Below are 25,176 nucleotides of genomic sequence, written 5' to 3' on the forward strand. Positions count from 1 at the left end.
CCATCCTTTAAAAATACAACACGAGCGCAATTAATTTTCAAGTTGTTCAACTTGATTCATACACACAGGTGAGCTAGCCCTGTATCCAGACAAAGCAAGCTCAAACAACAAACGATGACACTATGATGACGCTATATCACCCTAATAATTTATTAGTCACCGGCGGTGCTGGCTTTATAGGCAGTAATTTTGTGCATTATTGGCGACACCAATACCCAGATACACGAGTTGTGGTATTGGATGCGCTAACGGAGACAGGATGTTACGAAAATGTACTGGTTTTAGAGGGTGATAACCATTTTCGATTTGTTGAAGGCGATATACTCGATCAAACGCTAGTAGAACAGCTATTGCGTGATGAAAAAATTGACACCTTAGTGCATTTTGCGGCGCAATCTCAGGCAGATGATTCAATTTATGGCGCAGATGCTATTTTAAAAACGAATGTTGAGGGTACGCATAGTTTATTAAAAGCAGCGAAAAAAGTGTGGCTGGATGAAAATCCTGATTCACGTCACCGCTTTCACCACGTCTCTACCGATGAGGTATACGGGGCGTTGCCAGCCACAGAATTAGCGGCGACAGAAATAACACCCTATTCGCCAGATTCGCCCTATGCTGCCAGCAAGGCCGCTGCCGATCATATGGTACGAGCATATCATCATGCTTACGGACTGCAAACGACAATCAGTCATTCGTCTAATAATTACGGGCCTTATCAGTACACAGAAAAACTTATTCCGCTGGTTATTACTCAACTGCTACAAGGCCAGTGTGTACCCATTTACGGAGATGGCCAACAAATGAGCGACTGGCTGTATGTCAATGATCATAATCGAGCCGTTGATCTGATTATTCGTTCTGGACAAGTCGGCGAGTCTTACAATATAACGGCTAATAATGCGCAAACTGATTTAAATTTGGTACAAGGATTATGTGCATTGTTAGATGCCCGTTTTTCACATTCAACACATGTACCACACAGTCAATACATTACCTATGTTACCGACAGGCGCGAACGTTGTCGGCATTTCGCCAGTGACAACAGTAAAATTTGCCGTGAATTAGGTTATTCACTGACCGAGACTTTTCAATCGGGCTTAGCTAAAACAGTCGATTGGTATTTAGATCAACCTTCATTTTGGTAAGGTCATTTTAATTTAAATACCCCGATACATCATCAAGCCAAAAAAGAATCACTTAATCCGCTAGTGATAAATTCCCATACACTATTGAGTGCCTCACTTTAATTAGCTGGCATTATTGCAGCTTAAAGCCCACTACCAACCCCATAACACAACAAAATTTTCATTGAACACTACAGCCTTAAAAATATTAATACCTACAAAACAAAATTTTATGCCAGCTAGCTTCTGGCACAACTTACGCAATCACTAACACCGTAACCCAGCTATTTATAACATTTAACAGGTTACCGACTTAATGCAGGACAATACCTGAGAATCTGGATTAGAAAAGGTATTACCCCCCCTCATCCCAGCCGCCTCCCCCCCTGGAGCAGGTGCAATATTTATCCCGCGTTAAGTCGGTAGCCAAAATAATGTAATAATCATTTTTAACTGACTACACACATTTTGGCATAGGTATTTAATAATCATAACTTTATTAGGGAAGATCCCATGAAAAAATTAATTTTTGGACTCCAATTTCTATTATCCACCGCATTATCGACCTCTCTGTTATATCACTCTGCACACGCTGTAACCACAAGCCCTACCAGTGCAGGAAAAGTCAGATTTTTTCATAATGCTAATAGCGAATTTGATCCTTATCTAAGCAACCCCAGTGTTGCTGAAAAAAATTGGATGCAAACACATTATTACCGAATGCTGGTTCACTCACCTTATTTTGATAAAAACATGCCGTGGTATTCCGGTGGCCAAGCGTATGTAGATGCCTACGCTATTTACCTGAATGATCCTGTGGTAAAAAATCACCCAGAATGGATTATGCGTGATACAAAAGGCAATAAACTGTATATTCCTTGGGTTTGTAAAAAGGGTGTTTGTCCGCAATATGCCGGCGATTTCAGCAACCCAGGATTCCGAAACCATATGCTGCAAAAGATGACGACTTTGACAGCCAAAGGCTATCGTGGCTTATGGCTGGATGATATCAACTTCACTTGGCGAATCAGTGACGGTTATGGAAATTTTGTTGCTCCCGTTGATAAAAATACCGGCCAAGTCATGACACTCGATAATTGGCGCTTATATTTTGCTCAATATTTAGAGCAAGTTCGCGCTACACTTCCTAAAACTGAAATTACGCATAATATCCTTTGGTTTGCCGGCGCATTGGATAACAAAAATCCTTATATTAGCCGTGAGATTGATGCAGCGGACTATATCATGATTGAACGCGGGGGTAATGATGACGGATTGGCGGGCGGAAATGGCCAATGGGGCTATGAAAGCCTTTTAAATTTTGTTGATTATGCGCACGGACGTGGCGCAGATGTCATTATTATGGACAACAGCCTCAGTGCAGCTACTAACAGCCAAAAACTTGAATATGGGTTAGCAACCTGGTTGCTTATCAGCCAAGGCAATGATCTTATTGGTAATCTAGCAACCAATAGAATGAAATGGAATGCACCCAACACCTGGTGGCAGGGTTATGATATAAACCTAGGCAATGCTAAAGGCAAGCGCTACCTGTGGAATAGTTTGTGGCGTCGAGATTTTGTCTGCGGCAGTGTGTTATTAAATCAACCCGATAGACCAACCAAAACGACTTCTCTGGTTAATGGCTATAAAAATATCAATGGGCAAGCGGTAACGGGGCTTACGTTAGCAGCAAAGCAAGCTGCGATTTTAAAAACTTGCAATTAAAATACAGTAACTTAGTAAGATAGAAGCGTGGGGTGTGATGACATATTACACCCCATACGATAAGAACCGCTGATAATGTTTACCTGATAAAATAAGGTAATACCTGATTGACCGCTTGCTGCCTGCAAAATAATAACGCCTTTACAAAGCTGAAAACTTACGCTGATTGGCTTCTGACACGGATTGTGCAATCGCTAATACCACAACCAACATATCCAGCGTAGCAATGCTAAGTGAAAATACCAATGCTGTGACATTAATAGCATTAACAGCAGGCAAAGCAGGGTTATATACAAATTCTACTGCCGCCATCACCGTATAGTGCATAGCACACACAACACCACCCAACAACATCGCGCCAATCAACATCTGCCACACGCGGCTAACATGCACAGCAAGCCACAAGGCGATAATACAAGCCGTTATCGCGATGAGCAACGAAAGCGCAGCCACCCCCCAATTCCAATGTGCATCTGCTTGTATTTGCATGGATAATAAGCTGCTGTAATACATGCCTGCAACACCAATACCCACCAAAATACCCGTTGAAATGACTGCGCCGATCTTAAATTCATCAATCGCAATAATAGTCAGACCAACATAAACCGCACCCACACCGATATAAAACGAAAATGCCGTAAGCCACAGGTTATAGCTTATTGCGACACCATCCCGGTCGAAGGCCAATATACCCATAAAATGCATCGACCAGATAGCAACACCGCCTAAGCACAATGCGGCCAAAGCAATTAAACCGCGCCGACTGTCGCTAGGGCGTAACAAGGCATCACGCATAACGATTAATGCTATGAATGCACCTACCACGGTTACAATAAAAGACAGAATAACCAAGTTCAAATCATAGTGCGCCACTTTTGATGCCTCATCAGATCAATAGTTAAAAGGCACTCTGCCATTATCGGTCAGATTAACCACTGTGGAATATGGCTTTTTTTGATTTTTTTGCGGATAAAATAACTGTTGTTAATTTAAATACAGTAGCTCAGCGTTTTTAATAGCCACTGAGCCATCTTCTGAACCCATGGTTTTTACTACAGTTAAATGTATTGTTTTGAGTGATTGCTTCGATGTTGCTAATTCATCAGTAATGTCATAACGGAACGATCTATCACCGCCTTTACCCGTGGGATCGTTAACAAAAAATGAGATTGCGCCAGCAAAATAAGCCTGCGCTTCTGTACTTGTCGTTAGCATATTTTCTGGCAAGTTAACATAAACTTCGTAACGACCTTTCGGTTTGCCAGCGTAGTGGGTATCCAACGCCAATATGATACGCTCATTCAGCGCCTGAGTGACTAGCAACAGCTTGTCATCGGTTAAATTAAGCGCAATATGAGCAGATTCAGTTTGAGTGACAACAGCACTCAGCGGGGTAGACATAATCGTGTGTTCTACCAAACGCTGTGTAGCCACCTTAGCTTTACTACGCGTAACCAATTGTTTGTCATAGATATAACTAGGCTTGTTAATAGCTGCTAACACTTGCTCCATAGTATAATTAATCGCTAAACCATTATCCTTAAAGAACATATATGGCCACTTAACGTTGTTAAGCTGCTCTAAGGTAACATTTTGACCGGGATGATCCGCCATCCATTTTTGCCATAACCGGTCAACATTACTGTGGTGTAACCAAAAAATAGGGTCAAATGCTGCCGAAGCGACATTACCCATTAATCCTGCCGAAATTTCTTGGTTATACACTTTATTATAAGAGGTTGTAGTGCCACCGATATAATCGTGTAAGAAATCATGTAAGCCTTTATTAATTTGGCTATTATAAGTTGCGTAATCAAAAATATCAGTTAATGCCTGATTTTCTTGCTTTATAGTTTGAGTGGCGCTATTTACAATACGCAACCCTTTGTTTAATGAATCTAATCTTGCTGGCTCATACAAACTGCCTTTGGCTTTTACCTGAAATCTATCAGGTAAAATAGGCGTTTTTTCGTAATCCCAATACGGTAATGCAAATTTAGGATCGCCTGAATATTTACGGATTATTTTTTCAAAATTTTCAACATACAATCTGTGCCAGGGCAAAAAATGAATATCTGATGGCGGACCAGAACGGTCATGTGAGGCACATTTAGACCACGATGGCTTTGGAGCTGTGTTAACAATAAAGGATGGGCACAAAGGATTACTTGTTAAGTTTCCTTCTTGGCCTGGATTGGGTACGCCGTGCATGGCACTTTGATAATACCAGCTCATTGTTTTATTGCAATTCAACGCTTTTAATTTAACAAAAGCTTTCTGCATGGAAACCAAGGCTTTTTTACCTTGCGGGGAGTGTGCGTCATATCTAATATATGTTGCAGCAAGCGTATCAACATGCCAAGACAACGTTAATGCGCTGAGTACTATAGGGAATAGGTGATGTTTTTTCATTGACTTATATATGTAAAATTAATTTACAGAAAACACTATTCTTTCATTAAAAAATACTTTAATCAATAGCATGAAAATATATATTTATTTACATATTGTAAATAAAATAAAACATTTTTATAGTCTTTGATTAAAAAAGAAAAATATCTTTCTACCTGCCAATAATCGCACAGGAGTACCGCTTACACATTACATAAGCGCCACTGAATTAGCTGTGGCTTGTGATTTATGGATCAAAGCCGGTAATTCACGTAATGATGCTGCTGATAAATCAATAATCTGTACAGATTGTGTAGCACGAGGCAATATTGACTGTATGGTTTCCATGCGAGCTACCCATTCTGTATTCAACAAAACAACCCAGGTACTCAGCTGATCCCCCTGAAACAGACTGGCTCTTAAATAACTGGAGAGTTCTCTGTCATTTAAAACGGTGTGTTCCCCCAAAAAAATAAGACTGGTGAGTTTATTGTTATACTGACTAATAAAAGGCGTGGTCTCAAAAAAACGCTGTGCAGCCAATTGATTACCGCAAGTCAACACGCGAAATTCTGGCTCATTATCATCAGTAACAACGTGTCCGCCCCATTTTTTTTTGTAAGCTAAGACCCCGTTTTTAAGAAAAGGTCGTGAAGTACCTAAATTTACAGTGCGACAGCCCCGACGGTGTGCTTCAACAATACCAAACCAATAAATAGCCGCAACGACACCGTCTTTTATTAATTTTCGGTCTGCATTTAATACCCCATTTGCGTAACCCGTATAGCAATCATCGGTTTGTAAATTTAATGCTCCCGCCACCAGTTGCCCTTCTTTACTGAGTAACAGTAATTCCATATTTTCATGGATGCGCTTAAAAGATGGCCAAGAAGGTATACGTGCAGAATCGCGGTGTCGACTGAGAATAAAAGGCTTATACAACCATTGATAAAAATGCTCAAGTTGTGCAGGATCGCTTGAAATGTGGTATTCAAATCCGGCTTTTTGAATTTTATGTATATCGCTAACGGTAGAGGGATCACGAAAAGCGGGTAATAAATCACTGTCTTTAGGCGGTATATTCGCGGTTTGTGTCACGTAATACGGTATATTAAACAGACTATCTACCAGCGCTCCTGACGGCTGAAAACCTCGGTCTCGAAATACAATAAGATCAGAGTTTTTTTCCCAATACAAAATGGTTTTGTTAATATTCCACGTAGCGGTTATAGCTATTTTTTTACAGTCTAGGCATTCGCCATAAAGCAAAGAAATCAAATAGGGATCACAGCTGCTGCGACCTATGAAGGTGACTGTTAACGTCGAACTTTCAATACGATACACCGGAATGCACGGAGACATTCGACTCCACACATGCAAAATAGATGATTTTATTTGCTGCTGTAAGTGCGGTGGTATATTTTGATAAAATTTTTTTTTCAGGTAATCCAGCATTTTTAAATTAACATAAAAAGACGTTAGTAAGTGTGTGTGTTTTGGCTTTCTTATAAAATCGTCAATTCAGGCTACCGGCTTAATAAGAGACAAAATGTAGGTTGAATTGAACGCTTTTCTCAACCCGACATTCCCATTGTAAATGTTGGGTTGCCAAACAGCAGGCAGCTCAGCCTACTTGAATAATATTATTTTTGTCCCATTTGTATGGGTAGCCTCAATTCATTAATAACGCGTTTACCTGCAAATACAGTATTTTTAATAAGAATAAGCCGTAATATAACGACCTAAGTTGAAGTAACCCAAAATTTTCTCACAGTATCACTAAGTGAGTTACAGGCAACGTCTAACCTAATCTACACTTTACCTGTTATCAATTGAGAATAAAAACACTGTACAGCGTTTTCAACTTAGGACAGTTACAGCCACCGTTCGCACTGAGCTTGTCGAAGTGTGCCGTTCATGCTTCGACAAGCTCAGCACGAACGGTTACGCTGTAACTATTGAACGGTGAAAACACTGTAAGTACTAAAAATACTATCTGGAAAATGGATTTTTTGTGAGTGAATTGACTACTAAGTTGACCTCCTCCCCTAGCTAAAGCAAGGGGATTCCTTATTGCTAAGGAGCAGGCGTACATCGTTATTACCTGCTGGTTTCTGCTGCTGACGACATTGTTGCACCGTTCACTTCACAGACTAGCCCCGTCAGCCCAACGGTTGATTTCATAATTGCCGTTATAAAACGAGCCTAAGCGGTCTTGATTGTAGCGAATATAGCCGCACTAAACAAGTGACTAAACCCTTTTAAGGCTCGGTCTATGCTTGCTGTGCAGGTCGCATTCATCCCGCCCTAAATCGGCTGGTTTTTTTGCTCATTTGGATAAATGAAGCACATTTGCTGAATTTAACGCAATTGATGCGCTTCTTACCTAAGGCAACACATCCTGTAACTTATATTTTTATCTCATTGAAAATAAAAATATAAACTCTTAACTATGGACAATAATGACCATCAAGCAAAGCCTATTAAGCCTTGGCTAAAAACTTATTTCCCTAGAGTATAGCCTGAGTTATCTATACTAGTACATCAAATCATATAAAAACAGGATAATAAAAATCTTCAAATCATGAATGAAACGCTGTTGTGTACTACATCAAGTTAATATTTAAATCCTGTTGATTTACAATTTGGTGTACTAGGTATCAAGGGTATGTTTGCCAAGTGTACGTGCGCATAAAAGCATGCAACTTACGTAGCTCAAAGCCTATTGTAGCAGTTACTCGACTAAACGCATGTTCACAGCAATCAAATTCGCCGGGCAATACACCTTCCACACCATTTTTACCAATTAAGCCCGACTTAAATTGCCGCAAGCCTTGGTTATCACAACTCCCACCTAAGTCGTACCATGCAATTGCTTGATCGTGCAATACTTTAATTACTTGCCATTGCATATAATACCCAGCATCTAGCTCCAATCCTTTGCTATTGGTTGCGCCAAACAAATATTGCGCAGTATCACCCATCACAGAAATAACCGCACCCGCCACAGGCGTATCTTGATCAAAACACACTAAAATTTTGGGTTTTAAGGCAGGCTCAAGGTCACGATAAAAAATAGGCAGCTCTGAAATTGCCGAAGTATCCATAAATGATTTTCGATTTATCATGTTGCCGTACAGCGTCATGAATATATTAATAGCTTCTTCGCCTTCTAACCATTTACACACTAAATTGTGTTTTTCAGCACGGTTAAGGTGATTTCGCCACCGACTTTTTAAATTTTTTCTAATATCGTCGAGCGAAGAAGATAAATTTACAAAAAAGCGCTCAGAGCTTACATCTCCAGTCGATTTAAACCCAGTTCGCTGTAAAATATTGTAAAATATATCGACACCCTCTTTGGACGGCGGCGGCATGACGCGTAATAATAAACCACGTTTAACGACATATTCTTCACGTAAAAAACGCAGTACTTGTTTTAAATGCTCTGGATTAGTCGGTTGATCACGTTGTTGCCATAACGGACCGAATTTAACATGAGCAACACCAGAGCGCAAAAAAGGAATTTTGCGAATAGCTACTTGAGCGGCAGCAACAATTTGATCATCACGACGCACAACCAAGTTGCTGATAGAGGCTTTTTGCCAACGTGCTTCAGCATAAGAACGGCTTTGATCAATCGACGCATCCGTAAAGCCCAATAAAACCTGATGCCAATCGGTTTTGCTTAATTTATCAACTTCATATTTATAAAGAGACATAATGTAATGTGGCGAGTTGAAGGTAGTAGAGATGAAGACTTTAAAGATTCTTTATTACAATTATGTATCGGTTGCTAAAAATATTTATGGCCGTAATTGTATAATCACTTCTTGTCAGTCACTTATTGCGTAATACTGATACGCTCACAAAATACACAGCATATATTATGCCAAAAACATTTTTATTTTACTTTTCAATATTTTACTTAATTTTTTATTAAAAATCCAAAGTAATTGCTTTTTATTTTTTACCTAGTGTAAATTAATACGACACACACCATAAATCGCACAAGCCGCTAAAAACCTAACCATGCAAAGATAAAAATTAAAAAGCATTACAGTTCAATTAATTAAAGAATAGTTATAACTTTATGTTATGTTATTTATTACGAATAATGAGTTTATGATCTAAAATTAAACAGGGCACTGTGTAAATCAAAATGACAGCTAATGACTATACAATTCATCCTTTAGATAATACCAATAATTATATTTTTGTAAAATATTTTCGTTAATCTGTAACCATGTATATTACTTTATTAAAAAGCTATCCTTTGGCTCTACCTGAAGCATTTTAAGCGCTGTGCTACGCTCTAGCAACAATATAAACAGCTTTATTTTATTGTTTAACTTTCAAACACAACAAACAAATCATTAACTTAAAACTTTATAACTGGATTAAATAAAAATCCAGTCATTTTTAATAACGAACACATGCTTAGTTCATAATAAAATGGGGAAATATGTGGCGTGGTTGATTTTGTTTTCCGCAGGCCTTGTGGAGATAGTTTTTGCATTAAGTCTCAAATATAACCAAGGCTTCACCAGACTTTGGCCTAGTTTGGTAACTATGGTGTCTGGCATTAGCAGCTTTGGCTTACTGATGTGGGCCATTAAAACCTTGCCGCTTGGAACGGCTTACGCCGTATGGACGGGTATGGGAGCCGTGGGTGTTGCTTTATTAGGTATCCTATTATTTAAAGAATCCGCTGATTGGTATCGTTTACTTGCACTTACCTTAGTTATTTCTGGCATTGTTGGTCTTAAATTGACGGACACGCATTAGATGCTACACTTTATTTTTCAATTACCTATAGACTCTGCCACACTAGCGCGTATTGATGCCGATGACGTGGTAGTGTTTTTTGAAAGTGCATTATTTAAACTACTTAAAACAGGTGTATTCAGTGAGTTATTGACTGAAAAATTAAAAACTAATCGGCTGTGCGTGGTAGCGGATGAGCTAGTCGTACGCGGCATAGCGGCAGATACCTTGCTATGTGGCCTAGACATTATTGATTATACCGAACTGGTTAACTTAAGCGTTAGTAACACACTTATTCAGTCATGGACGTAATGCCAAGCTCGCATTTAAACTTAACTGATCAGGGTTTTTTATTAAACAGTGCAGAGTGGAATGAAGACATTGCACAGACATTAGCAGATTTAAATTATATCCAACTAACCGATAGTCACTGGGAAATTATTTCGTTTATCCGGCATTATTATAAACAATTTAAACACTTACCCAATGCCCGTGTATTCACTAAAGCGCTTGCTAAAGCACTGGGCGAAGATAAAGGCAACAGTCGTTACCTGCATCAATTATTTCCCGATGGACCTTTAAAAACTGCGTGTAAATTGGCTGGTCTGCCTAAGCCACCTACGTGTTTATAATAATTTTGGTAAAAAATATGTAACTTATTGATTTTATAATTTTAAAAACCCTAGTATTTCACAATAGCTAATCATCAGTAAGAATATTTCTTACATTCAACTAAACTATTTAAATGGGTGGTTAAAAAATTATTTACGGTATGAATAATGCTTAGTTATATTGGTGACTGTTGTTACAGAGTTTAGATATGGTTTTACTAAGTACAAACCCTATTGTCGATTCTGTCATAACAGTATTTTCAATTTATTTGACCTATACAGAGATTAAAAAGTGGCTAATTACAATATTTCCTTGGTTTTACTGTCCTATGTTGTGGCAGTGATTGGGTCTTTAATGGCTTTAATCGCGACCCGCGATGCTTTGCAACGACCAGCTGATCGTCGTCGTGGTTTAATTATATTAGCGGCACTGTGCTTAGGCGGTGTGGCTATTTGGTCTATGCATTTTATCGGCATGTCAGCATTTGATATGCAGGATATGACTATGAGTTATAACGCATGGCTGACTGCTTTATCTTTTGTTGTCGGTGTCGGTGTGGTTTACGCAGGCCTAGCGTATATGACGACGGGGAAATTCAGGTATAGAAAATTAATTATAGCGGGTGTTTTGGTCGGATTGGGTGTTGTTGCCATGCACTACACGGGCATATTATCTATGCAAGTGCAGGCAGATGCGCATTGGAATAGCCTATTGATTATGGCCTCTATTGTTATTGCAGTAGTCGCTGCCATTGTTGCGTTATGGCTGGCTGTGCATGTGCAACATTTTTGGCAGATGGTCATCAGCTCACTCATTATGGCTACTGCGGTATGCGGCATGCACTATACGGGCATGGCGGCTGTAGAGTTTGTGCATAACATGGCCTTGCCAGTTGTACAAATTATGCCAGTCACGGCATCGGTTTTTTCGATGTCGGTGGTTACTGTTGATATTTTGATTATTGTCTTAGCCATTGCTCAAGCACTGTCAGAAGCTAATCAACGAAAATCTAAATTTATCTAAGTGTTATTGAAGAGACGCAAACCTGCGTCTCTTCAACCGGTTACTTTACCGTTTTACTGAAGAGCGCAGTTTATTTTTACCAAACTGGCTGGCCATATTGACATGCTTGGTCTTAAAGCTTTGAAATTTGCCAGAGTCTTCTTCCATGCCTTTAGGCTGAAAGGTGGGAATCAAATGGTGTTTGCCATTACCAATCAAATCATTACGCCCCATAGCATTTAAAGCCTCCCGCAATAACGGCCAGTTTTTCGGGTCGTGATAGCGCAAAAAAGCTTTGTGTATCCGGCGCTGTTTAACGCTTTTCGGTATCGAGATGTCCTCGGCTTTATAATTGACCTTCTTCAAAGTATCTTTACCAGAATGGTACATTGCCGTTGCAATCGCCATCGGTGATGGCAAAAACGCCTGCACTTGATCCGCCCGAAAACCATGACTCTTTAACCAGAGCGCCAGATTCAGCATATCTTCATCGCGTGTACCAGGGTGTGCGGCAATAAAGTAAGGGATTAAATACTGCTCTTTACCCGCTTCTTTGGAATATTTATCAAACATTTCCTTAAAGCGATCATAACTGCCCATGCCAGGCTTCATCATTTTGGATAACGGGCCTTGTTCGGTGTGTTCGGGGGCAATTTTTAAATAGCCGCCCACATGATGCGTCACCAACTCTTTTACGTATTCTGGCGAGGTTACTGCCAGATCATAACGCAAGCCTGAAGCGATAAAAATCTTCTTAATACCTGGCAAGGCGCGGGCGCGGCGATACAGCTTTATCAACGACGAATGATCGGTATTTAAATTAGGACAAATACCCGGATACACACACGATGGCAAGCGACAGGCAGCTTCAATCTTGGGATCTTTACACGCCAACCGGTACATATTGGCGGTCGGGCCACCTAAATCAGAAATATGGCCGGTAAACTTGGGCGACATATCACGGATGTTTTCAATTTCCTTGATAATGGAATCTTCCGAGCGGCTTTGAATAATGCGGCCTTCGTGTTCAGTAATGGAACAAAACGTACAGCCGCCAAAGCAGCCGCGCATAATATTCACCGAATGCTGAATCATCTCAAACGCCGGTACGTTAGCATCGCCGTAGCACTGGTGCGGCACGCGTGAATACGGTAAATCGTACACACCGTCCATTTCTTTGGTAGTGAGCGGAATTGGCGGTGGATTGATCCACACTTCACGCGTGCCGTGCTTCTGGATGAGTGGCCGCGCATTTCCCGGATTGGTTTCACCGTGCATCACCCGTGAGGCATGGGCGTACAAAATGGCATCGTTTTTAACGGCTTCGTAATCCGGCAAGCGAATCACGGTTTTGGCGCGGCGGTCTTTAATCAGCTGACGATCAAATTTAATAACTTTGACTTCGGGGTCAATGCTGGGGGTGTCGTCTTTTAAATCACACGCTGGTTGCTCTTGATACGGATCAACCACAGGCGCAATCTTGCCAGGTTTGTCGATTTCGGTGGAATCTTTTAGCTGCCAGCCTTCCGGAATTTGCTTCACAAAATGCGCGGTGCCGCGTATGCCTTTTAGCTCAGAAATCGCCTCGCCATTGGCCAAACGGTGGGCAATCTCCACTACTTGCCGTTCGGCATTGCCGTATACCAGTAAATCGGCTTTAGAATCCAGCAACACCGATTTACGCACTTTGTCCGACCAGTAATCGTAATGCGCAATACGACGCAAGCTGGCTTCTATGCCACCGATAATAATCGGTACCTCTTTAAAAGCTTCGCGGCAGCGGTGCGAGTACACGTTAACAGCACGATCCGGGCGTTTACCTGCCGCGCCATCGGGTGTATAGGCATCGTTGGAGCGAATTTTTTTGTCAGACGTGTAGCGATTGACCATAGAATCCATATTGCCGCCGGTCACACCGAAGAACAAATTGGGGCGGCCTAACACGGTAAAATCTTTAGCGCTAGTCCAGTCGGGCTGGGAGATAATGCCAACCCGAAAACCTTGGGCTTCCAGCAAGCGACCAATCAGCGCCATGCCAAAGCTGGGGTGATCGATATAGGCATCACCGGTCACCAATATCACATCGCAGCTATCCCAGCCTAATTCATCCATTTCCGCACGCGTCATGGGCAGCATGGGAGACACGCCAAAACGCTGCGCCCAATATTTGCGGTAACTAAAAAGAGTGGGTTCTGATTGTAAGATAGCCGACATTAAGGTTTTATCACGTTGTTGATTACGCTAGCGTTGTGCTTGGTAAGGTCTTTTAAAAATACGGGAAATTCGATTTGATACTGGTGTTCAAGGTCAAGCGCACGCTCTTTCAATGTCTTCATAGAAAACAAGGCAGCCCCATCATTAAAGCCGATGGCGATAATATTGCCCTTGCCGCGTACCGGTAAAAATAACACCCGCCAATCAAACATGCGGCTTAGCCACATAGCACAGTCTTGAAAAGGCTTGTTGTTCATGCCGCCCCATAAGTTAACCAGCAATAAGCCATTAGCTTGCAACAAGGTTTTGCACTGCTTAAAAAAAGCTTCATTGCACATGGATGGAGCCATGCCTTCATGGTCAAAGGCATCAATAAACATCAGGTTGTAATGCTGTGCGTGAGTTTCTACCCGCTGCTGCATATAGTGTGCGCCATCGCCCATGATGATTTTTAAGCGTTTGTCTAACGGCAAACCAAAATGACTGCGGGCAATTTTCACCACGCTTTGCCGGTATTCTACCGCGTCCAGATGGCAGTCAGGGAAATGATACAATAAATGTTTAGCCAACGAGCCTCCGCCAAGACCTACCAGTAATGCCTCACTTGTTAGGCTTTCTTGAAACAGTAGCCAGCAGGACATGGCGCGTGCGTAATCCAGTTCTAGCCGGTAAGGTTCGGCGATTTTCATGCTACTTTGCCGTGCCGCAGAACCAAAATGCAGCGATCTGACCCCACCACGTTCAATCACCTCTACAATACCGTCATCATCGTGGCTCTGGTGAACCAGAAGTCCATTGTATTTATACATATACCGGCTTTAAATTGCTTTTTTATTCAAAGCCTGATTATACCTGAAATAAAATAGCCTACCCATTTAAGCTTGATCAGGTTTTATAGGTTGGGGAGAGATAACAAACCTTAGTATGAACAAAATCTGGTTAATAAGTGTTTTATAAGAATATTTTCGTGGCTTTAGCGTTTTTCATAGACGGCGCATCGCATCCGTAACAAAATAATCATAAATTGGCACAGCAAAGCTTGAAAAACACATTCTCGCCTCGATTATCTGTAAATCATATCGAGTTTATTGTGAGATTTATTGCCAATTCACGTAAAATCAAGACAAATTCCATCAAACCACACGAGGAAGATTATGAAACCGCTGTTTTTTATTGCGATGTTACTGTTTGCGAGCTGCACGTTTGCCGCAGAGACAAAAAACGATTGGGAGCAAGGCACCAGTTTGTCTGACGAGTTGATTAAAAAAATTCAGGAGGCGCAATACCAATACAAAAAATGTGTGTCTGATGAAATGCAAAAACCAGACTACCAAAGCCTGGAAAGTCGTGATGCTACTGGCAAAATCATCAAGCAATGTGAACCGTCGCTAGCCAAAATGCGCACGATGTATTTATCTGAAAAAGTGCCTGGCGAAGTGGCCGATCGGCATTTAAAAAAAATGCGCCTACAAACCATCCGTAACGTGCTGCAAAACATGATGTATGGCGAAGCAGCCCGCAAAGCGGGGCAGCAGAAATAATATGGAAGAGCCTCTTGTTATGAGTAATTATACAATCGACTTAGCCTTGAAACCGACCACCTTCGACTTATGGCATGTGTGTTTGGCAGGCACCGTGGCGGTGTTGGCGCTGATGCTAATTTGTCTGTTACTGGCGATGGTTATTAGCCTGTCCAGACGCAGTAAAAAACCACAGCCCGTTGCCGAGCCGATCATTCAATATGTGCAAGCACCTGCGCCGGAACCGGTCATTAAGGTCGTTGAAAAAATCGTCGAAAAGATTGTTGAAGTGGAAAAAATTGTTCATGCGCCTGCGCCAGAACCTGTGGTGCTTAAAGAAGCCACCCCCGATGCGGCGTTGCAATTATTAGGTTTGCTGCAAAAAGAAGCCAGATTCATTGACTTTGTTAAAGAAAATATTACCGAATACAGCGATGAAGACATCGGTATTGCAGCACGAGTGGTTCATGAAGGCTGTAATAAAGTTATTAACGAGCATTTCACGCTCGCACCTATCCGTAACGAAACCGAAGGCAACAATATCACGCTACTCAAAGGCTTTAATGCCGCAGAAGTCCGATTAACCGGCAATATTGTAGGTAATGCGCCATTTCATGGCACGTTGGTACACAAAGGCTGGCAAATTACCCACACCCGATTACCCAAATTAACCCAAGGCCATAGCGCCAATATCATCGCCGCAGCGGAAGTTGAAATATGAGTTTATTCGATCACATCAAAAAAAAACAAGCAGCCAAAACCGAAGCAAAACCGGTTGCCCCAGACGTTGAAGTCAGTGCGGCTAAGCCACCTAAAGTCACTGAAACCATCGCTGAAGCACCCACGCCAACTGAGCCAGAAATTGTTGTTGCAGCTGTCGTCGAGCCTGAACCAGAGTTAATAGCTGTGGTAGAACCAGAGCCAGAACCAGAAATCAGTACCCCTGCGCCTGTTGAAGCTGTTATAGATGCGGCACCGATCAGTACAGAGCCTGCTGTAAATACACCAGCAGCACCCAGCCCACAAGCCACAACAATGTCGACCCCTGCAATAGATACGCGCAGTGACCGGCATTATTCCATCGGTATCGATTTGGGCACGACTCACTGCGTGCTGTCGTATGCGGATATTACCGACATACAGGATGATGAATTTAATCTGCATGTTATGCCAATACCGCAACTAACCGCACCTGGCATGGTGGAAGATGGCAAGCAATTGCCGTCGTTTTTGTACCAGCCACACGCAGCGGAACTGGCTGAAAATACGATTGTGTTGCCGTGGACCGCGCATCCTGAACATTTGGTTGGTGAGATTGCGCGTAATTTGGGCAGCAAAACCCCGATACGTTTGGTGTCCAGTGCCAAAAGCTGGTTGTGTCATGCCGGTGTCGATTGCAAAGCGCCAATTTTACCGGTTGATGCACCGGATGAAATCGCCCGTATCTCACCATTTGCTGCAACCACGGCGTTCTTGCAACATTTATGCGATGCCTGGAAATACGCACACCCCAATGCACCGTTATCCGAACAAAGTTTAGTTATTACCGTACCGGCTTCGTTTGACCCTGCGGCACGGGAATTGACGATAGAATCTGCCCGTAGCGTAGGCTTAGGTCAGGCGATTTTGCTGGAAGAGCCACAAGCGGCACTGTACAGCTGGATAGAAAAAAGCCAAGGCAAATGGCGCACACAGGCCAAGTGCGGCGATATTATCTTGGTAGTGGATATTGGCGGTGGTACCACCGACTTATCGCTCATTGCCGTTACTGAACACGGGGGTAATCTGGAATTAACCCGTGTCGCGGTAGGTGATCATATTTTACTCGGCGGCGACAATATGGATTTGGCGTTAGCGTATACCGTTAAAGCCAAATTGGAACAAGACGGCAAGCGTTTAGAGCCGTGGCAGTTACAAGCCTTAACCCATGCTTGCCGCGAAGCCAAAGAAAAAATCTTTAACAGTGCTGATGTGGATTCCATGCCCATCGTGGTGGCTAACCGCAGTTCGTCATTAATTGGTGGTAATTTACGTACCGAATTAACCCGCGATGAAGTCAATAGCGTGTTAGTGGAGGGGTTTTTCCCACAAGTTAATGTCAGTGAGCGACCCGTGAGCCGTACTCGTACGGGTTTGCGCACCACCGGTTTACCGTATGCACAAGATGCAGGGATTACGCGGCACTTGGCGGCGTTTTTAACCAAGCAACAAGGCGCTACCGAAGATTTAAAAGATATCAATCTGCCCGCAAATGCGACTTTCTTACACCCCACCGCAGTGTTATTTAACGGTGGCGTGTTAAAGGCGCAGCCATTAGCCAATCGCTTAATGCAGGTAATGAACAGTTGGTTAAGTACAGAGCAAGCGCCGGAAGCGCGGTTGCTAGCCGGTGCTGATCTGGATTTGGCGGTAGCACGCGGTGCGTCTTACTACGGTTATGTGCGTAAAGGCAAAGGCGTGCGTATTAAAGGCGGTACGGCGGCATCGTATTATGTCGGCGTGGAAAGCGCCATGCCAGCCGTGCCAGGGCGACCACCAGAACTTGAAGCCTTGTGTATTGCACCGTTCGGTATGGAAGAGGGTACACAACAGGAATTACCTGATGATGAATTCGGTTTAGTGATTGGTGAACCAGTACGCTTCCGTTTCTTTGCCTCTACTACGCGCCGTGAAGACCGTGTCGGTACGCGCTTAGATCATTGGACAGCAGATGAAATTTCTGAGCTGGATGAAATTGAAGTTACTTTGCCAGAAGAAGGTTTCCGTGCCGGCGAAGTAATTCCGGTGCATTTGTGTGCAGCAGTCACTGAAGTGGGTACGTTGGAATTACAAGCAGTATCACATAAAAATAACAGCCGCTGGAAGATTGAGTTGGATGTGCGCGGCAAGGATTAATAAGCGCTTTTAAGTCACCGTAATTAAACGACCACCGACGAAAGTGAGTGGTCGTTTTCTAAAACACAGCGGTTTCTGATTTACAAATAACCATTTAAAAGGTGTTTGTATCTGCTTTAAAATATAAGCTGACAGTGCTTTTTTGTCCGCCACTGCATATAAAGCGTTTATTCTGTCTTTACAGGTTGTATCGCAAGTGCCTCAGTCAATCCAAGTTTAGTAATAAGAGCGGTTCGAGCCACAAAGCTAAAATTTCGCCGCAGATGGTGGGAATCGCGATAGAGAAATTCATTTTTTACATACGTTAAGCAATTTTTATCAGTACACATCCGAGCAGCACTAGGAATAAAAATAACCCGTTTGTCCGTTAATGCCGCCGCTTTTAACACAGCGTCAGTATCCGCATGTCGGCGGATGACTTCAGCAGAATTAAGAATATCTAAATCACAAGATTGCTGTATCAAGCTGGCATCTATTCTTCGTCGTGCGCAAGGTATTGGATCGTTTGAAAAACGGGGAACATCACCCAATAACACAATGTGGTCAATAGTGGCAGGTAATACTTTAAATAGATCAACAAACCCATCCTTCATAAGCTTAAGGCCATAGGCGCGTGAACGAATATCACTGTCCGATTTATAAATGGCTTCCGGTTGATCACGCCATGCACCAGCCAATACCATCGTTTGTATCAATTTTTTTTCCGCTATCCATTCCTCAAGCCGCTTTCGTGAATTTGCACATTTTAAATAATATTCTGGCATTTTGGATCGAAACAGCTTTATATCGTAACTGGCATACGCTGGACATGCACGCCAAAGCAACAATGAAAGATTTTGTTGCTTTGCCACTTCATGGATTTCTGGCGCAAAATGTTCTGCATGAGAATCCCCCCATAACACGCCTTTTCTGCTTGCTTTATCCCAGTCTGCACCTAAGACACACCATTCGTTACCGGCGAGACCTTCAATAGCACGCGTTTGTGAACATGGCCAATCCCACATTACTTTTAAACTTGATAACCCGCGAACATTCGCTGACAACCTATGTGGAAATCCCTCTTGAGCGTTAATGATATGACCCGATAGTGCAACCAAACCCGCAGCGACAATACCGATAGAAACACGCCGTATCGCCGACATTTTCATATAGCGCAAAGGGTTTTCAATCAGATACATGGTTAAAGTTGCTAACACAACAGACGCGATAAAAATACAGCCTTGCTCATAACGCGTTAATTCCCCTCCTCCTTTGTAAAAAATAAAAAAAACAATCAACGGCCAGTGCCAAAGATAGAGTGAATATGAAATATGTCCAAAAAAACGGGGGATTGCACTTGAAAGAAAGCGCACGCCCCACCAATTCGTATAGAGTCCTGAAGCAATTAATAGCAGTGCTCCAATGACGGGTAGCAGTGCGTAAATACCTGGAAAGGCATCATCCTCAGTGATAAATAACAGTGCGTATGTCATGCAAAAAAAACCAATGACACCTAACATAGCTGACAAAAAACCGGTTAAGTTTAACCGTGAATACCCAACGGCTAAAGCCGTACCCAACAAAAACTCCCAAGCCCGATAATACGGCAGAAAAAAAGCCGCTTTTGGCTCATGCAAGGTAACAAATAGACAGGCTAATAAACTGGTACTCAGCAAAATACCTAAAATAGAAGCAAATACAATGCCTTTAAACTCGGTCATTTTCCACAACAACCAGGCAACTATTGGCCAGACAATATAAAACTGTTCCTCAACAGCCAATGACCAAAGATGAAGTAACGGCATTGCGTGTGCCGAAGCATCGAAATAACCGGTGTTGTGCATAAAATAAACGTTGGCGAAAAACAACGCTGAACTGAACGCACTATTTCCGAGCGACGCATAATCTCCGGAAGGTAACGCAAAATAACCATAGATTAAGGATAACCCCACAATAATCAACATTGCGGGAAAAATACGCCGTACACGGCGATCATAGAAATCGAGAAGTGAAAATTCGCCTTTGGCTAACCTGTCTTTTATGCCGTAGGTAATAACAAAACCAGAAATCACAAAGAAAATATCGACTCCAACAAAACCACCTGGTAGCCAATGGATTCCAAGATGATTAAAAACAACAGCTAACACCGCTATCGCCCGAAGCCCATCGATATGGGTAAAATGTTTCATTTAATAATGACTCAATATTGGTATTGGCTTAGCAAGCCATAATGTTTACATGTTACCTTTGATTTCAAAAGATTATTTATTCATTATCAGTTCAGCCAATTTAACAAAAACGCATCGCGTGGTATCGAATAAATTTGGATGATTACATTTTACGCAGTTATATCAAGTAAATACAGACTTTGTAAAACATAAAATATCAGCGACTTATCCTGCCATTCATTTTATTAAACGCTGCTTATACCACCCAAAAACGGCATTTCACAACGCTAATTCGCCAATTCGCCATGCAACGATGGCATCTCATGTTATTTCTAGGGATAATCAAAAACCAGACACTGCTTAATCGCAGTCAAACCACGTTTTACAATTTAACGTAGGAACGGCTATGACCATGAAACCCCACACGCACAGCACTCCAAAACCCAATCACCAAACCTTGTATGTTAGCATTGCCCTGTTACTTGGCATTGCGGTTGGTGAGTTACTTAATGTAACCCTTACCGACAGTGAAACCGGTAACGCACATCCCGCACTTGCCCATATTATTGATGTTTTTACCGTACTAACCCAAGTGTTTTTGCGTCTGGTAAAGATGATTATCGCGCCGCTGGTGATTTCTACTTTGGTTGTTGGTATGGCCAAAATGGGCGACACCCAAACGGTTGGTCGCATTGGCAGTAAAGCAATTTTTTGGTTTTTTTCTGCGTCTATCTTCAGTTTGTTACTGGGTATGTTGTTAGTTAATGTGTTAGAGCCTGGCGCGTCTTTACATATCGCTTTACCCGCTATTGACGCAGATAACGGCCTAGCCAAAGTGCCGCCCTCATTAAAAAGCTTTGCCGAACACATGTTTCCCAGCAGCATTATTGATGCTATGGCACATAATGAAATCCTGCAAATCGTGGTGTTTTCGCTGTTTTTTGGTGTTGCCTGTGCAGCATTGGGCGAGCTGGCACTGCCTATTGTTAAAACGCTGGATTCTTTGTCTCATATCATGCTTAAAGTCACCAGCTACATCATGCACTCAGCACCGATAGCGGTATTTGCGGCGATGGCTTCAGTTATTGCCCAACAAGGTATCAGCGTATTAATCACTTATGGCCGATTTATTGGTGAATTTTATTTTGGCTTGCTGCTGCTGTGTACTCTATTAGGCTGCATCAGTAGCGTATTTATCGGGCGACGCATTTTTTCGCTGCTGCGCCATATTCGTGAACCCATGCTATTGGCATTCGGCACTGCCAGCAGTGAAAGTGCCTACCCAAAACTGTTACAGCAACTGGAACGCTTTGGCTGCGATGACAAAGTCTGTGGCTTAGTCTTACCGCTAGGCTATTCATTCAATTTGGACGGCAGCATGATGTACATGACCTTTGCGGTACTGTTTATTGCCCAGGCTTACGGTATCGACATGGCGCTAACCGACCAGCTGACCATGTTGCTGGTACTGCTGTTTACCAGCAAAGGCGTGGCGGGTGTACCCAGAGCCTCACTCATCGTTATCTCGGCAACATTGTCCATGTTCGATATTCCAGAAGCCGGTTTACTGCTGCTATTGGGCATAGATCAGATTTTGGACATGGGACGCAGCGCCACCAATGTCTTCGGTAATAGCATGGCCGCTGCTGTTATCAGTCGTTGGGAAAAAGCGCTGCGTTAATAAAGCCATTGTAAAGGGGATAAGCAACTCGCCAGCTCTTCGGTGAGACAAGCAAAACTCAATTTGCCTTCCTATGAAAAGCTAAGGAACGCGCATGAAATAACTTGAACAACTTAAACGCCACCACCGTTCGTGCTGAGCTTGTCGAAGCATGAACGTGCTCAAGTTATTTCGTGCGCGTTCCTAAGCGGATTTTGGCTATCCACTTAAGACCAAACAATAAACTACAACTACCGTTCGGCCTGAGCTTGTCGAAGGCTGTTGTTCATGGTTCGACAAGCTCACCACGAACGGCTTAACCTGAAACTGTCCCGTCTTAATTGGGTAGCCCGGATTTTGAAGGATTCACTGATTTGTTTAGGACAAAAATTTTATGACCGTCAAAAAACCACACCACCATCTTTACCTGCAAGTGTTATTTGCTATTAGCTTAGGCATTTTATTAGGGCAATTTTATCCCGACTTAGCAACCCACATGAAGCCTTTAGGAGAGGGTTTCATCAAACTGATAAAAATGCTTATTGCGCCGATTATTTTCTGTACGGTAGTAACTGGTATTGCCGGTATGCAAGATATGGGCAAAGCGGGGCGTATTGGCGGCAAAGCACTATTGTATTTTGAAGTAGTGAGCAGCTTGGCACTGATTATTGGCCTTATCGTCGTGCATACGCTAAAACCCGGTGCCGGCATGAATATTGATGTTAGCACGTTAAATATCAGCGATATTCACGATTACACCGAGAAAGCTAAAAGCCACAGCACCGTAGAGTTTTTACTGAATATTATCCCCAGCACGGTGTTTGATGCCTTTGCCAAAGGCGAGATTTTACAGGTGTTATTGTTTTCATTGCTGTTTGGCTTTTCACTGGCAGCCATGCAAGATACTGGCAGCGAAGTGGTTGTCTTTATCGGCAAAGTATCGCATGTGTTGTTTGGTATCGTGGAAACCCTGATGAAACTTGCACCCATTGGCGCGTTTGGTGCCATGTCATTTACTATCGGCAAATACGGTATTGCCTCGTTACTAGCATTGGCCAAATTAATGGCTAGCTTTTACCTGACCTGTTTAGTGTTTATTTTTGTGGTGCTGGGGCTGATTGCCAAACTCACCGGCTTTAGCATCATCAAATTTATTATCTACATTAAAGAAGAGTTGTTAATTGTACTTGGCACGTCGTCGTCAGAATCGGTGTTACCACGGATTATGATTAAGATGGAAAAGCTGGGCTGTGCGAAATCGGTCGTGGGTTTAGTGATTCCCACCGGTTACTCGTTTAATTTAGATGGCACATCCATCTATTTGGCAATGGCGGCTATTTTTATTGCCCAAGCGACTAATACACCGATTACCTTTACACAAGAACTGACTTTATTGGGGGTATTATTGCTGACCTCAAAAGGTGCGGCAGGGGTAACTGGCAGTGGTTTTATCACTTTAGCAGCCACATTAGCCAGTGTACCGACGATTCCCCTTGCAGGCTTAGCCTTGATACTGGGAATTGATCGTTTTATGTCCGAAGCCAGAGCGTTAACTAATTTAATCGGCAACGGTGTGGCTACTGTGGTAGTCGCTAAATGGGAAAATGAGCTAGATATAAAAAAATTAAATACTGTCTTGAATGCTGAGAAAACTCAACTACAGTTGTAAACAACTGTCGTTAACTGCGTGCAGAGTTAATCAGCTGTAACTACCCTCTCAAAGTTGATTAACACCTATTTGAGAGGCACAAGATGAGAGAACTCGCACAATGGAAAGTATTAATTGGTTTATACGCGCGTTAAAAAAATATTCGGATTTTAAAGGCCGGGCACGCAGAAAAGAATATTGGTGGTTTATTTCAATTAATTTGCTGATAATTATCGCGTTGGCGACAGTGGAATCTGTATGCAATATAAGCCAAATCGAACTGGCCATGCATCTAAAAATAGGCCTGTTAAACGGCATTTACATGCTGATAATGCTCTGCCCTACCCTCGCCGTCACAACAAGACGACTACACGATACCAACCGCAGTGGCTGGTGGCAATTAATCTATTTACTGCCTATTATTGGTGCTTTTGTCATTTTTATCCACGTATTAGAAGACAGCAAACCAGGCGATAATTACTATGGCAAAAACCCACGAGGTCGATGCCTGGCACTGCATTAATCGGTTATTTTTCATGTTTCATCGGTACTAAACAACTGATGCTAAGGAACGTGCATGAAATAACTTGAACAACTTAAACGCCACCACCGTTCGTGCTGAGCCTGTCGAAGCATGAACTTGCTCAAGTTATTTCGTGCGCGTTCCTAAGCCATAAATAGCCACAAAATCCTAATCCCCGCCAGATTACTCAAACGGTTTTTTGTATTCGATGTTTTTGAAACTTGACAGGTGTTTCGCTATGCTAAAATCTCAGACATTGAATAGCCTATCTGGAGAATACAATGACAGATGATGAATTAAAAGCTTTGGTTGCAAGTCTTGCTGTTGCACAAAGAGAAACTGATGAACAAATTACTAGCTTGATTGTTGCCCAGAGGGAAACTGCTGAACAAATGAAGCATACCGACGAACAAATGCAGCGTACTGCCGAACAAATGCAGCGCAACGATAAATTGTTAACGGAAAAGCTCGATCGAATCGGCATTACGCTGGGTAACATAGGACAAAATCAAGGTGACGTGGCGGAAGAGTTCTTTTTGCAAAGTCTATTAAAAGACAATCACTTAGGTAGTATCCGTTTTGATGATATAACGAAAAATATGCAAAAGCACCGTGGCAAAATTCAAGAAGAATACGATTTGGTTATGACTAACGGCACTGCCCTCGGTATTGTTGAAGTGAAATACAAAGCCCATACCCATGATCTGGATAAATTAGATCGCAAGATGAAACACTTTAAACAGCTGTTTCCAATCTATCAACACTACAAGCAATACGGTGCTATCGCGTCATTCCACATTAACGACGATGCTAAAGAAGAAGCGTTAAAACGCGGTTATTTTGTTTTGCAACGCAGTGGTGATGTGGTTCATACCGAAAGTGGCGAACATTTGAGGGTGTTGTAAGCCAGGCAAGCCGCTATCAAAAGCGCGGTTGTGCAAA

Annotated in this window: 20 protein-coding genes; 13 read left to right on the forward strand and 7 right to left on the reverse strand. The window is 42.4% G+C overall.

Annotated features, from left to right (window positions below; all coding sequences use genetic code 11):
- Positions 1 to 122 precede the first annotated feature (122 nt).
- Both rfbB and CRENPOLYSF2_RS05525 read left to right on the forward strand, forming a co-directional pair.
- A complete protein-coding gene (gene rfbB, locus CRENPOLYSF2_RS05520; protein WP_087142947.1) occupies positions 123 to 1,148 on the forward strand; it encodes a dTDP-glucose 4,6-dehydratase in 1,026 nt (341 codons plus the stop codon).
- Positions 1,149 to 1,640: 492 nt separating this feature from the next.
- Positions 1,641 to 2,855, forward strand: coding sequence for a putative glycoside hydrolase (locus CRENPOLYSF2_RS05525; protein ID WP_087142948.1), 1,215 nt, complete (start codon positions 1,641 to 1,643; stop codon positions 2,853 to 2,855).
- A 141-nt stretch (positions 2,856 to 2,996) separates the two neighbouring features.
- Here CRENPOLYSF2_RS05525 and CRENPOLYSF2_RS05530 read toward each other — a convergent pair whose 3' ends face one another.
- The 4 genes from CRENPOLYSF2_RS05530 to CRENPOLYSF2_RS05545 form a co-directional block, all read right to left on the reverse strand.
- Entirely contained in the window at positions 2,997 to 3,728 is a 732-nt protein-coding gene (locus tag CRENPOLYSF2_RS05530) for an MHYT domain-containing protein (RefSeq protein ID WP_087142949.1), read from the reverse strand.
- 111 nt (positions 3,729 to 3,839) lie between these two features.
- On the reverse strand, positions 3,840 to 5,267 hold the full coding sequence (locus tag CRENPOLYSF2_RS05535) for a tyrosinase family protein (protein WP_140396807.1): 1,428 nt from the start codon (positions 5,265 to 5,267) through the stop codon (positions 3,840 to 3,842).
- 189 nt (positions 5,268 to 5,456) lie between these two features.
- Positions 5,457 to 6,608: a GNAT family N-acetyltransferase gene (locus CRENPOLYSF2_RS05540; protein WP_176371044.1), complete on the reverse strand. Its 1,152-nt coding sequence runs from the start codon at positions 6,606 to 6,608 to the stop codon at positions 5,457 to 5,459.
- Positions 6,609 to 7,906: 1,298 nt separating this feature from the next.
- A complete protein-coding gene (locus tag CRENPOLYSF2_RS05545; RefSeq protein ID WP_087142951.1) occupies positions 7,907 to 8,968 on the reverse strand; it encodes a lipid II:glycine glycyltransferase FemX in 1,062 nt (353 codons plus the stop codon).
- A gap of 745 nt (positions 8,969 to 9,713) precedes the next feature.
- Between CRENPOLYSF2_RS05545 and sugE the strand changes: the two genes are divergently transcribed.
- The 4 genes from sugE to CRENPOLYSF2_RS05565 all read left to right on the forward strand — a co-directional run bounded on the left by sugE (position 9,714) and on the right by CRENPOLYSF2_RS05565 (position 11,648).
- On the forward strand, positions 9,714 to 10,034 hold the full coding sequence (gene sugE / locus CRENPOLYSF2_RS05550; RefSeq protein ID WP_087142952.1) for a quaternary ammonium compound efflux SMR transporter SugE: 321 nt from the start codon (positions 9,714 to 9,716) through the stop codon (positions 10,032 to 10,034).
- Entirely contained in the window at positions 10,035 to 10,325 is a 291-nt protein-coding gene (locus CRENPOLYSF2_RS05555; protein WP_087142953.1) for a DsrH/TusB family sulfur metabolism protein, read from the forward strand.
- Entirely contained in the window at positions 10,325 to 10,645 is a 321-nt protein-coding gene (locus CRENPOLYSF2_RS05560) for a TusE/DsrC/DsvC family sulfur relay protein (protein ID WP_419185544.1), read from the forward strand. The genes CRENPOLYSF2_RS05555 and CRENPOLYSF2_RS05560 overlap by 1 nt, the downstream gene beginning before the upstream one ends.
- A 271-nt stretch (positions 10,646 to 10,916) precedes the next feature.
- A complete protein-coding gene (locus CRENPOLYSF2_RS05565) occupies positions 10,917 to 11,648 on the forward strand; it encodes an MHYT domain-containing protein (protein ID WP_087142955.1) in 732 nt (243 codons plus the stop codon).
- A 45-nt stretch (positions 11,649 to 11,693) separates the two neighbouring features.
- Here the strand turns inward: CRENPOLYSF2_RS05565 and CRENPOLYSF2_RS05570 are convergent, their stop codons facing one another.
- Positions 11,694 to 13,841: a YgiQ family radical SAM protein gene (locus tag CRENPOLYSF2_RS05570; RefSeq protein ID WP_087142956.1), complete on the reverse strand. Its 2,148-nt coding sequence runs from the start codon at positions 13,839 to 13,841 to the stop codon at positions 11,694 to 11,696.
- Positions 13,841 to 14,650 carry a spermine/spermidine synthase domain-containing protein gene (locus tag CRENPOLYSF2_RS05575; RefSeq protein ID WP_087142957.1) on the reverse strand — a complete coding sequence of 270 codons (810 nt, stop codon included), beginning with the start codon at positions 14,648 to 14,650 and terminating at the stop codon, positions 13,841 to 13,843. The genes CRENPOLYSF2_RS05570 and CRENPOLYSF2_RS05575 overlap by 1 nt, the downstream gene beginning before the upstream one ends.
- Positions 14,651 to 14,995: 345 nt before the next feature.
- Between CRENPOLYSF2_RS05575 and CRENPOLYSF2_RS05580 the strand changes: the two genes are divergently transcribed.
- From CRENPOLYSF2_RS05580 to CRENPOLYSF2_RS05590, 3 genes are all read left to right on the forward strand, one after another.
- Complete coding sequence (locus CRENPOLYSF2_RS05580) at positions 14,996 to 15,382, forward strand: hypothetical protein (RefSeq protein WP_087142958.1); 387 nt, start codon at positions 14,996 to 14,998, stop codon at positions 15,380 to 15,382.
- A 19-nt stretch (positions 15,383 to 15,401) separates the two neighbouring features.
- Positions 15,402 to 16,082, forward strand: a complete 681-nt coding sequence (locus CRENPOLYSF2_RS05585) for a DUF2760 domain-containing protein (RefSeq protein ID WP_087142982.1) — start codon at positions 15,402 to 15,404, stop codon at positions 16,080 to 16,082.
- Positions 16,083 to 16,396: 314 nt separating this feature from the next.
- Complete coding sequence (locus tag CRENPOLYSF2_RS05590; RefSeq protein WP_087142983.1) at positions 16,397 to 18,256, forward strand: Hsp70 family protein; 1,860 nt, start codon at positions 16,397 to 16,399, stop codon at positions 18,254 to 18,256.
- Positions 18,257 to 18,423: 167 nt separating this feature from the next.
- On the opposite strand, the gene CRENPOLYSF2_RS05595 is transcribed toward CRENPOLYSF2_RS05590, so the two are convergent.
- Positions 18,424 to 20,424, reverse strand: coding sequence for an acyltransferase family protein (locus CRENPOLYSF2_RS05595; RefSeq protein WP_087142959.1), 2,001 nt, complete (start codon positions 20,422 to 20,424; stop codon positions 18,424 to 18,426).
- Between the two features lie 385 nt (positions 20,425 to 20,809).
- Here CRENPOLYSF2_RS05595 and CRENPOLYSF2_RS05600 point away from each other — a divergent pair, with 385 nt between their 5' ends.
- From CRENPOLYSF2_RS05600 to CRENPOLYSF2_RS05615, 4 genes are all read left to right on the forward strand, one after another.
- A complete protein-coding gene (locus tag CRENPOLYSF2_RS05600) occupies positions 20,810 to 22,084 on the forward strand; it encodes a dicarboxylate/amino acid:cation symporter (RefSeq protein WP_245807910.1) in 1,275 nt (424 codons plus the stop codon).
- A gap of 373 nt (positions 22,085 to 22,457) precedes the next feature.
- Positions 22,458 to 23,732, forward strand: coding sequence for a dicarboxylate/amino acid:cation symporter (locus tag CRENPOLYSF2_RS05605; protein ID WP_087142961.1), 1,275 nt, complete (start codon positions 22,458 to 22,460; stop codon positions 23,730 to 23,732).
- Between the two features lie 100 nt (positions 23,733 to 23,832).
- A complete protein-coding gene (locus tag CRENPOLYSF2_RS05610) occupies positions 23,833 to 24,234 on the forward strand; it encodes a DUF805 domain-containing protein (protein WP_245807911.1) in 402 nt (133 codons plus the stop codon).
- Positions 24,235 to 24,515: 281 nt separating this feature from the next.
- Positions 24,516 to 25,139 carry a hypothetical protein gene (locus CRENPOLYSF2_RS05615; RefSeq protein WP_087142962.1) on the forward strand — a complete coding sequence of 208 codons (624 nt, stop codon included), beginning with the start codon at positions 24,516 to 24,518 and terminating at the stop codon, positions 25,137 to 25,139.
- The last annotated feature ends 37 nt before the right edge of the window (positions 25,140 to 25,176 follow it).

The sequence above is a fragment of the Crenothrix polyspora genome (assembly GCF_900163755.1).
Classification (GTDB): Bacteria; Pseudomonadota; Gammaproteobacteria; order Methylococcales; family Methylomonadaceae; genus Crenothrix; species Crenothrix polyspora.

What these genes read in the sequence shown, in the direction of transcription:
- CRENPOLYSF2_RS05535 (WP_140396807.1), bottom strand. Translation starts at nt 5,267, where the DNA reads ATGAAAAAACATCACCTATTCCCTATAGTACTCAGCGCATTAACGTTG.
- CRENPOLYSF2_RS05540 (WP_176371044.1), bottom strand. Translation starts at nt 6,608, where the DNA reads ATGTCTCCGTGCATTCCGGTGTATCGTATTGAAAGTTCGACGTTAACA.
- CRENPOLYSF2_RS05545 (WP_087142951.1), bottom strand. Translation starts at nt 8,968, where the DNA reads ATGTCTCTTTATAAATATGAAGTTGATAAATTAAGCAAAACCGATTGG.
- CRENPOLYSF2_RS05570 (WP_087142956.1), bottom strand. Translation starts at nt 13,841, where the DNA reads ATGTCGGCTATCTTACAATCAGAACCCACTCTTTTTAGTTACCGCAAA.
- CRENPOLYSF2_RS05580 (WP_087142958.1), top strand. Translation starts at nt 14,996, where the DNA reads ATGAAACCGCTGTTTTTTATTGCGATGTTACTGTTTGCGAGCTGCACG.
- CRENPOLYSF2_RS05555 (WP_087142953.1), top strand. Translation starts at nt 10,035, where the DNA reads ATGCTACACTTTATTTTTCAATTACCTATAGACTCTGCCACACTAGCG.
- CRENPOLYSF2_RS05610 (WP_245807911.1), top strand. Translation starts at nt 23,833, where the DNA reads ATGGAAAGTATTAATTGGTTTATACGCGCGTTAAAAAAATATTCGGAT.
- CRENPOLYSF2_RS05600 (WP_245807910.1), top strand. Translation starts at nt 20,810, where the DNA reads ATGACCATGAAACCCCACACGCACAGCACTCCAAAACCCAATCACCAA.
- CRENPOLYSF2_RS05585 (WP_087142982.1), top strand. Translation starts at nt 15,402, where the DNA reads ATGAGTAATTATACAATCGACTTAGCCTTGAAACCGACCACCTTCGAC.
- CRENPOLYSF2_RS05595 (WP_087142959.1), bottom strand. Translation starts at nt 20,424, where the DNA reads ATGAAACATTTTACCCATATCGATGGGCTTCGGGCGATAGCGGTGTTA.
- CRENPOLYSF2_RS05560 (WP_419185544.1), top strand. Translation starts at nt 10,325, where the DNA reads ATGCCAAGCTCGCATTTAAACTTAACTGATCAGGGTTTTTTATTAAAC.
- CRENPOLYSF2_RS05575 (WP_087142957.1), bottom strand. Translation starts at nt 14,650, where the DNA reads ATGTATAAATACAATGGACTTCTGGTTCACCAGAGCCACGATGATGAC.
- CRENPOLYSF2_RS05615 (WP_087142962.1), top strand. Translation starts at nt 24,516, where the DNA reads ATGACAGATGATGAATTAAAAGCTTTGGTTGCAAGTCTTGCTGTTGCA.
- rfbB (WP_087142947.1), top strand. Translation starts at nt 123, where the DNA reads ATGATGACGCTATATCACCCTAATAATTTATTAGTCACCGGCGGTGCT.
- CRENPOLYSF2_RS05605 (WP_087142961.1), top strand. Translation starts at nt 22,458, where the DNA reads ATGACCGTCAAAAAACCACACCACCATCTTTACCTGCAAGTGTTATTT.
- CRENPOLYSF2_RS05525 (WP_087142948.1), top strand. Translation starts at nt 1,641, where the DNA reads ATGAAAAAATTAATTTTTGGACTCCAATTTCTATTATCCACCGCATTA.
- CRENPOLYSF2_RS05590 (WP_087142983.1), top strand. Translation starts at nt 16,397, where the DNA reads ATGTCGACCCCTGCAATAGATACGCGCAGTGACCGGCATTATTCCATC.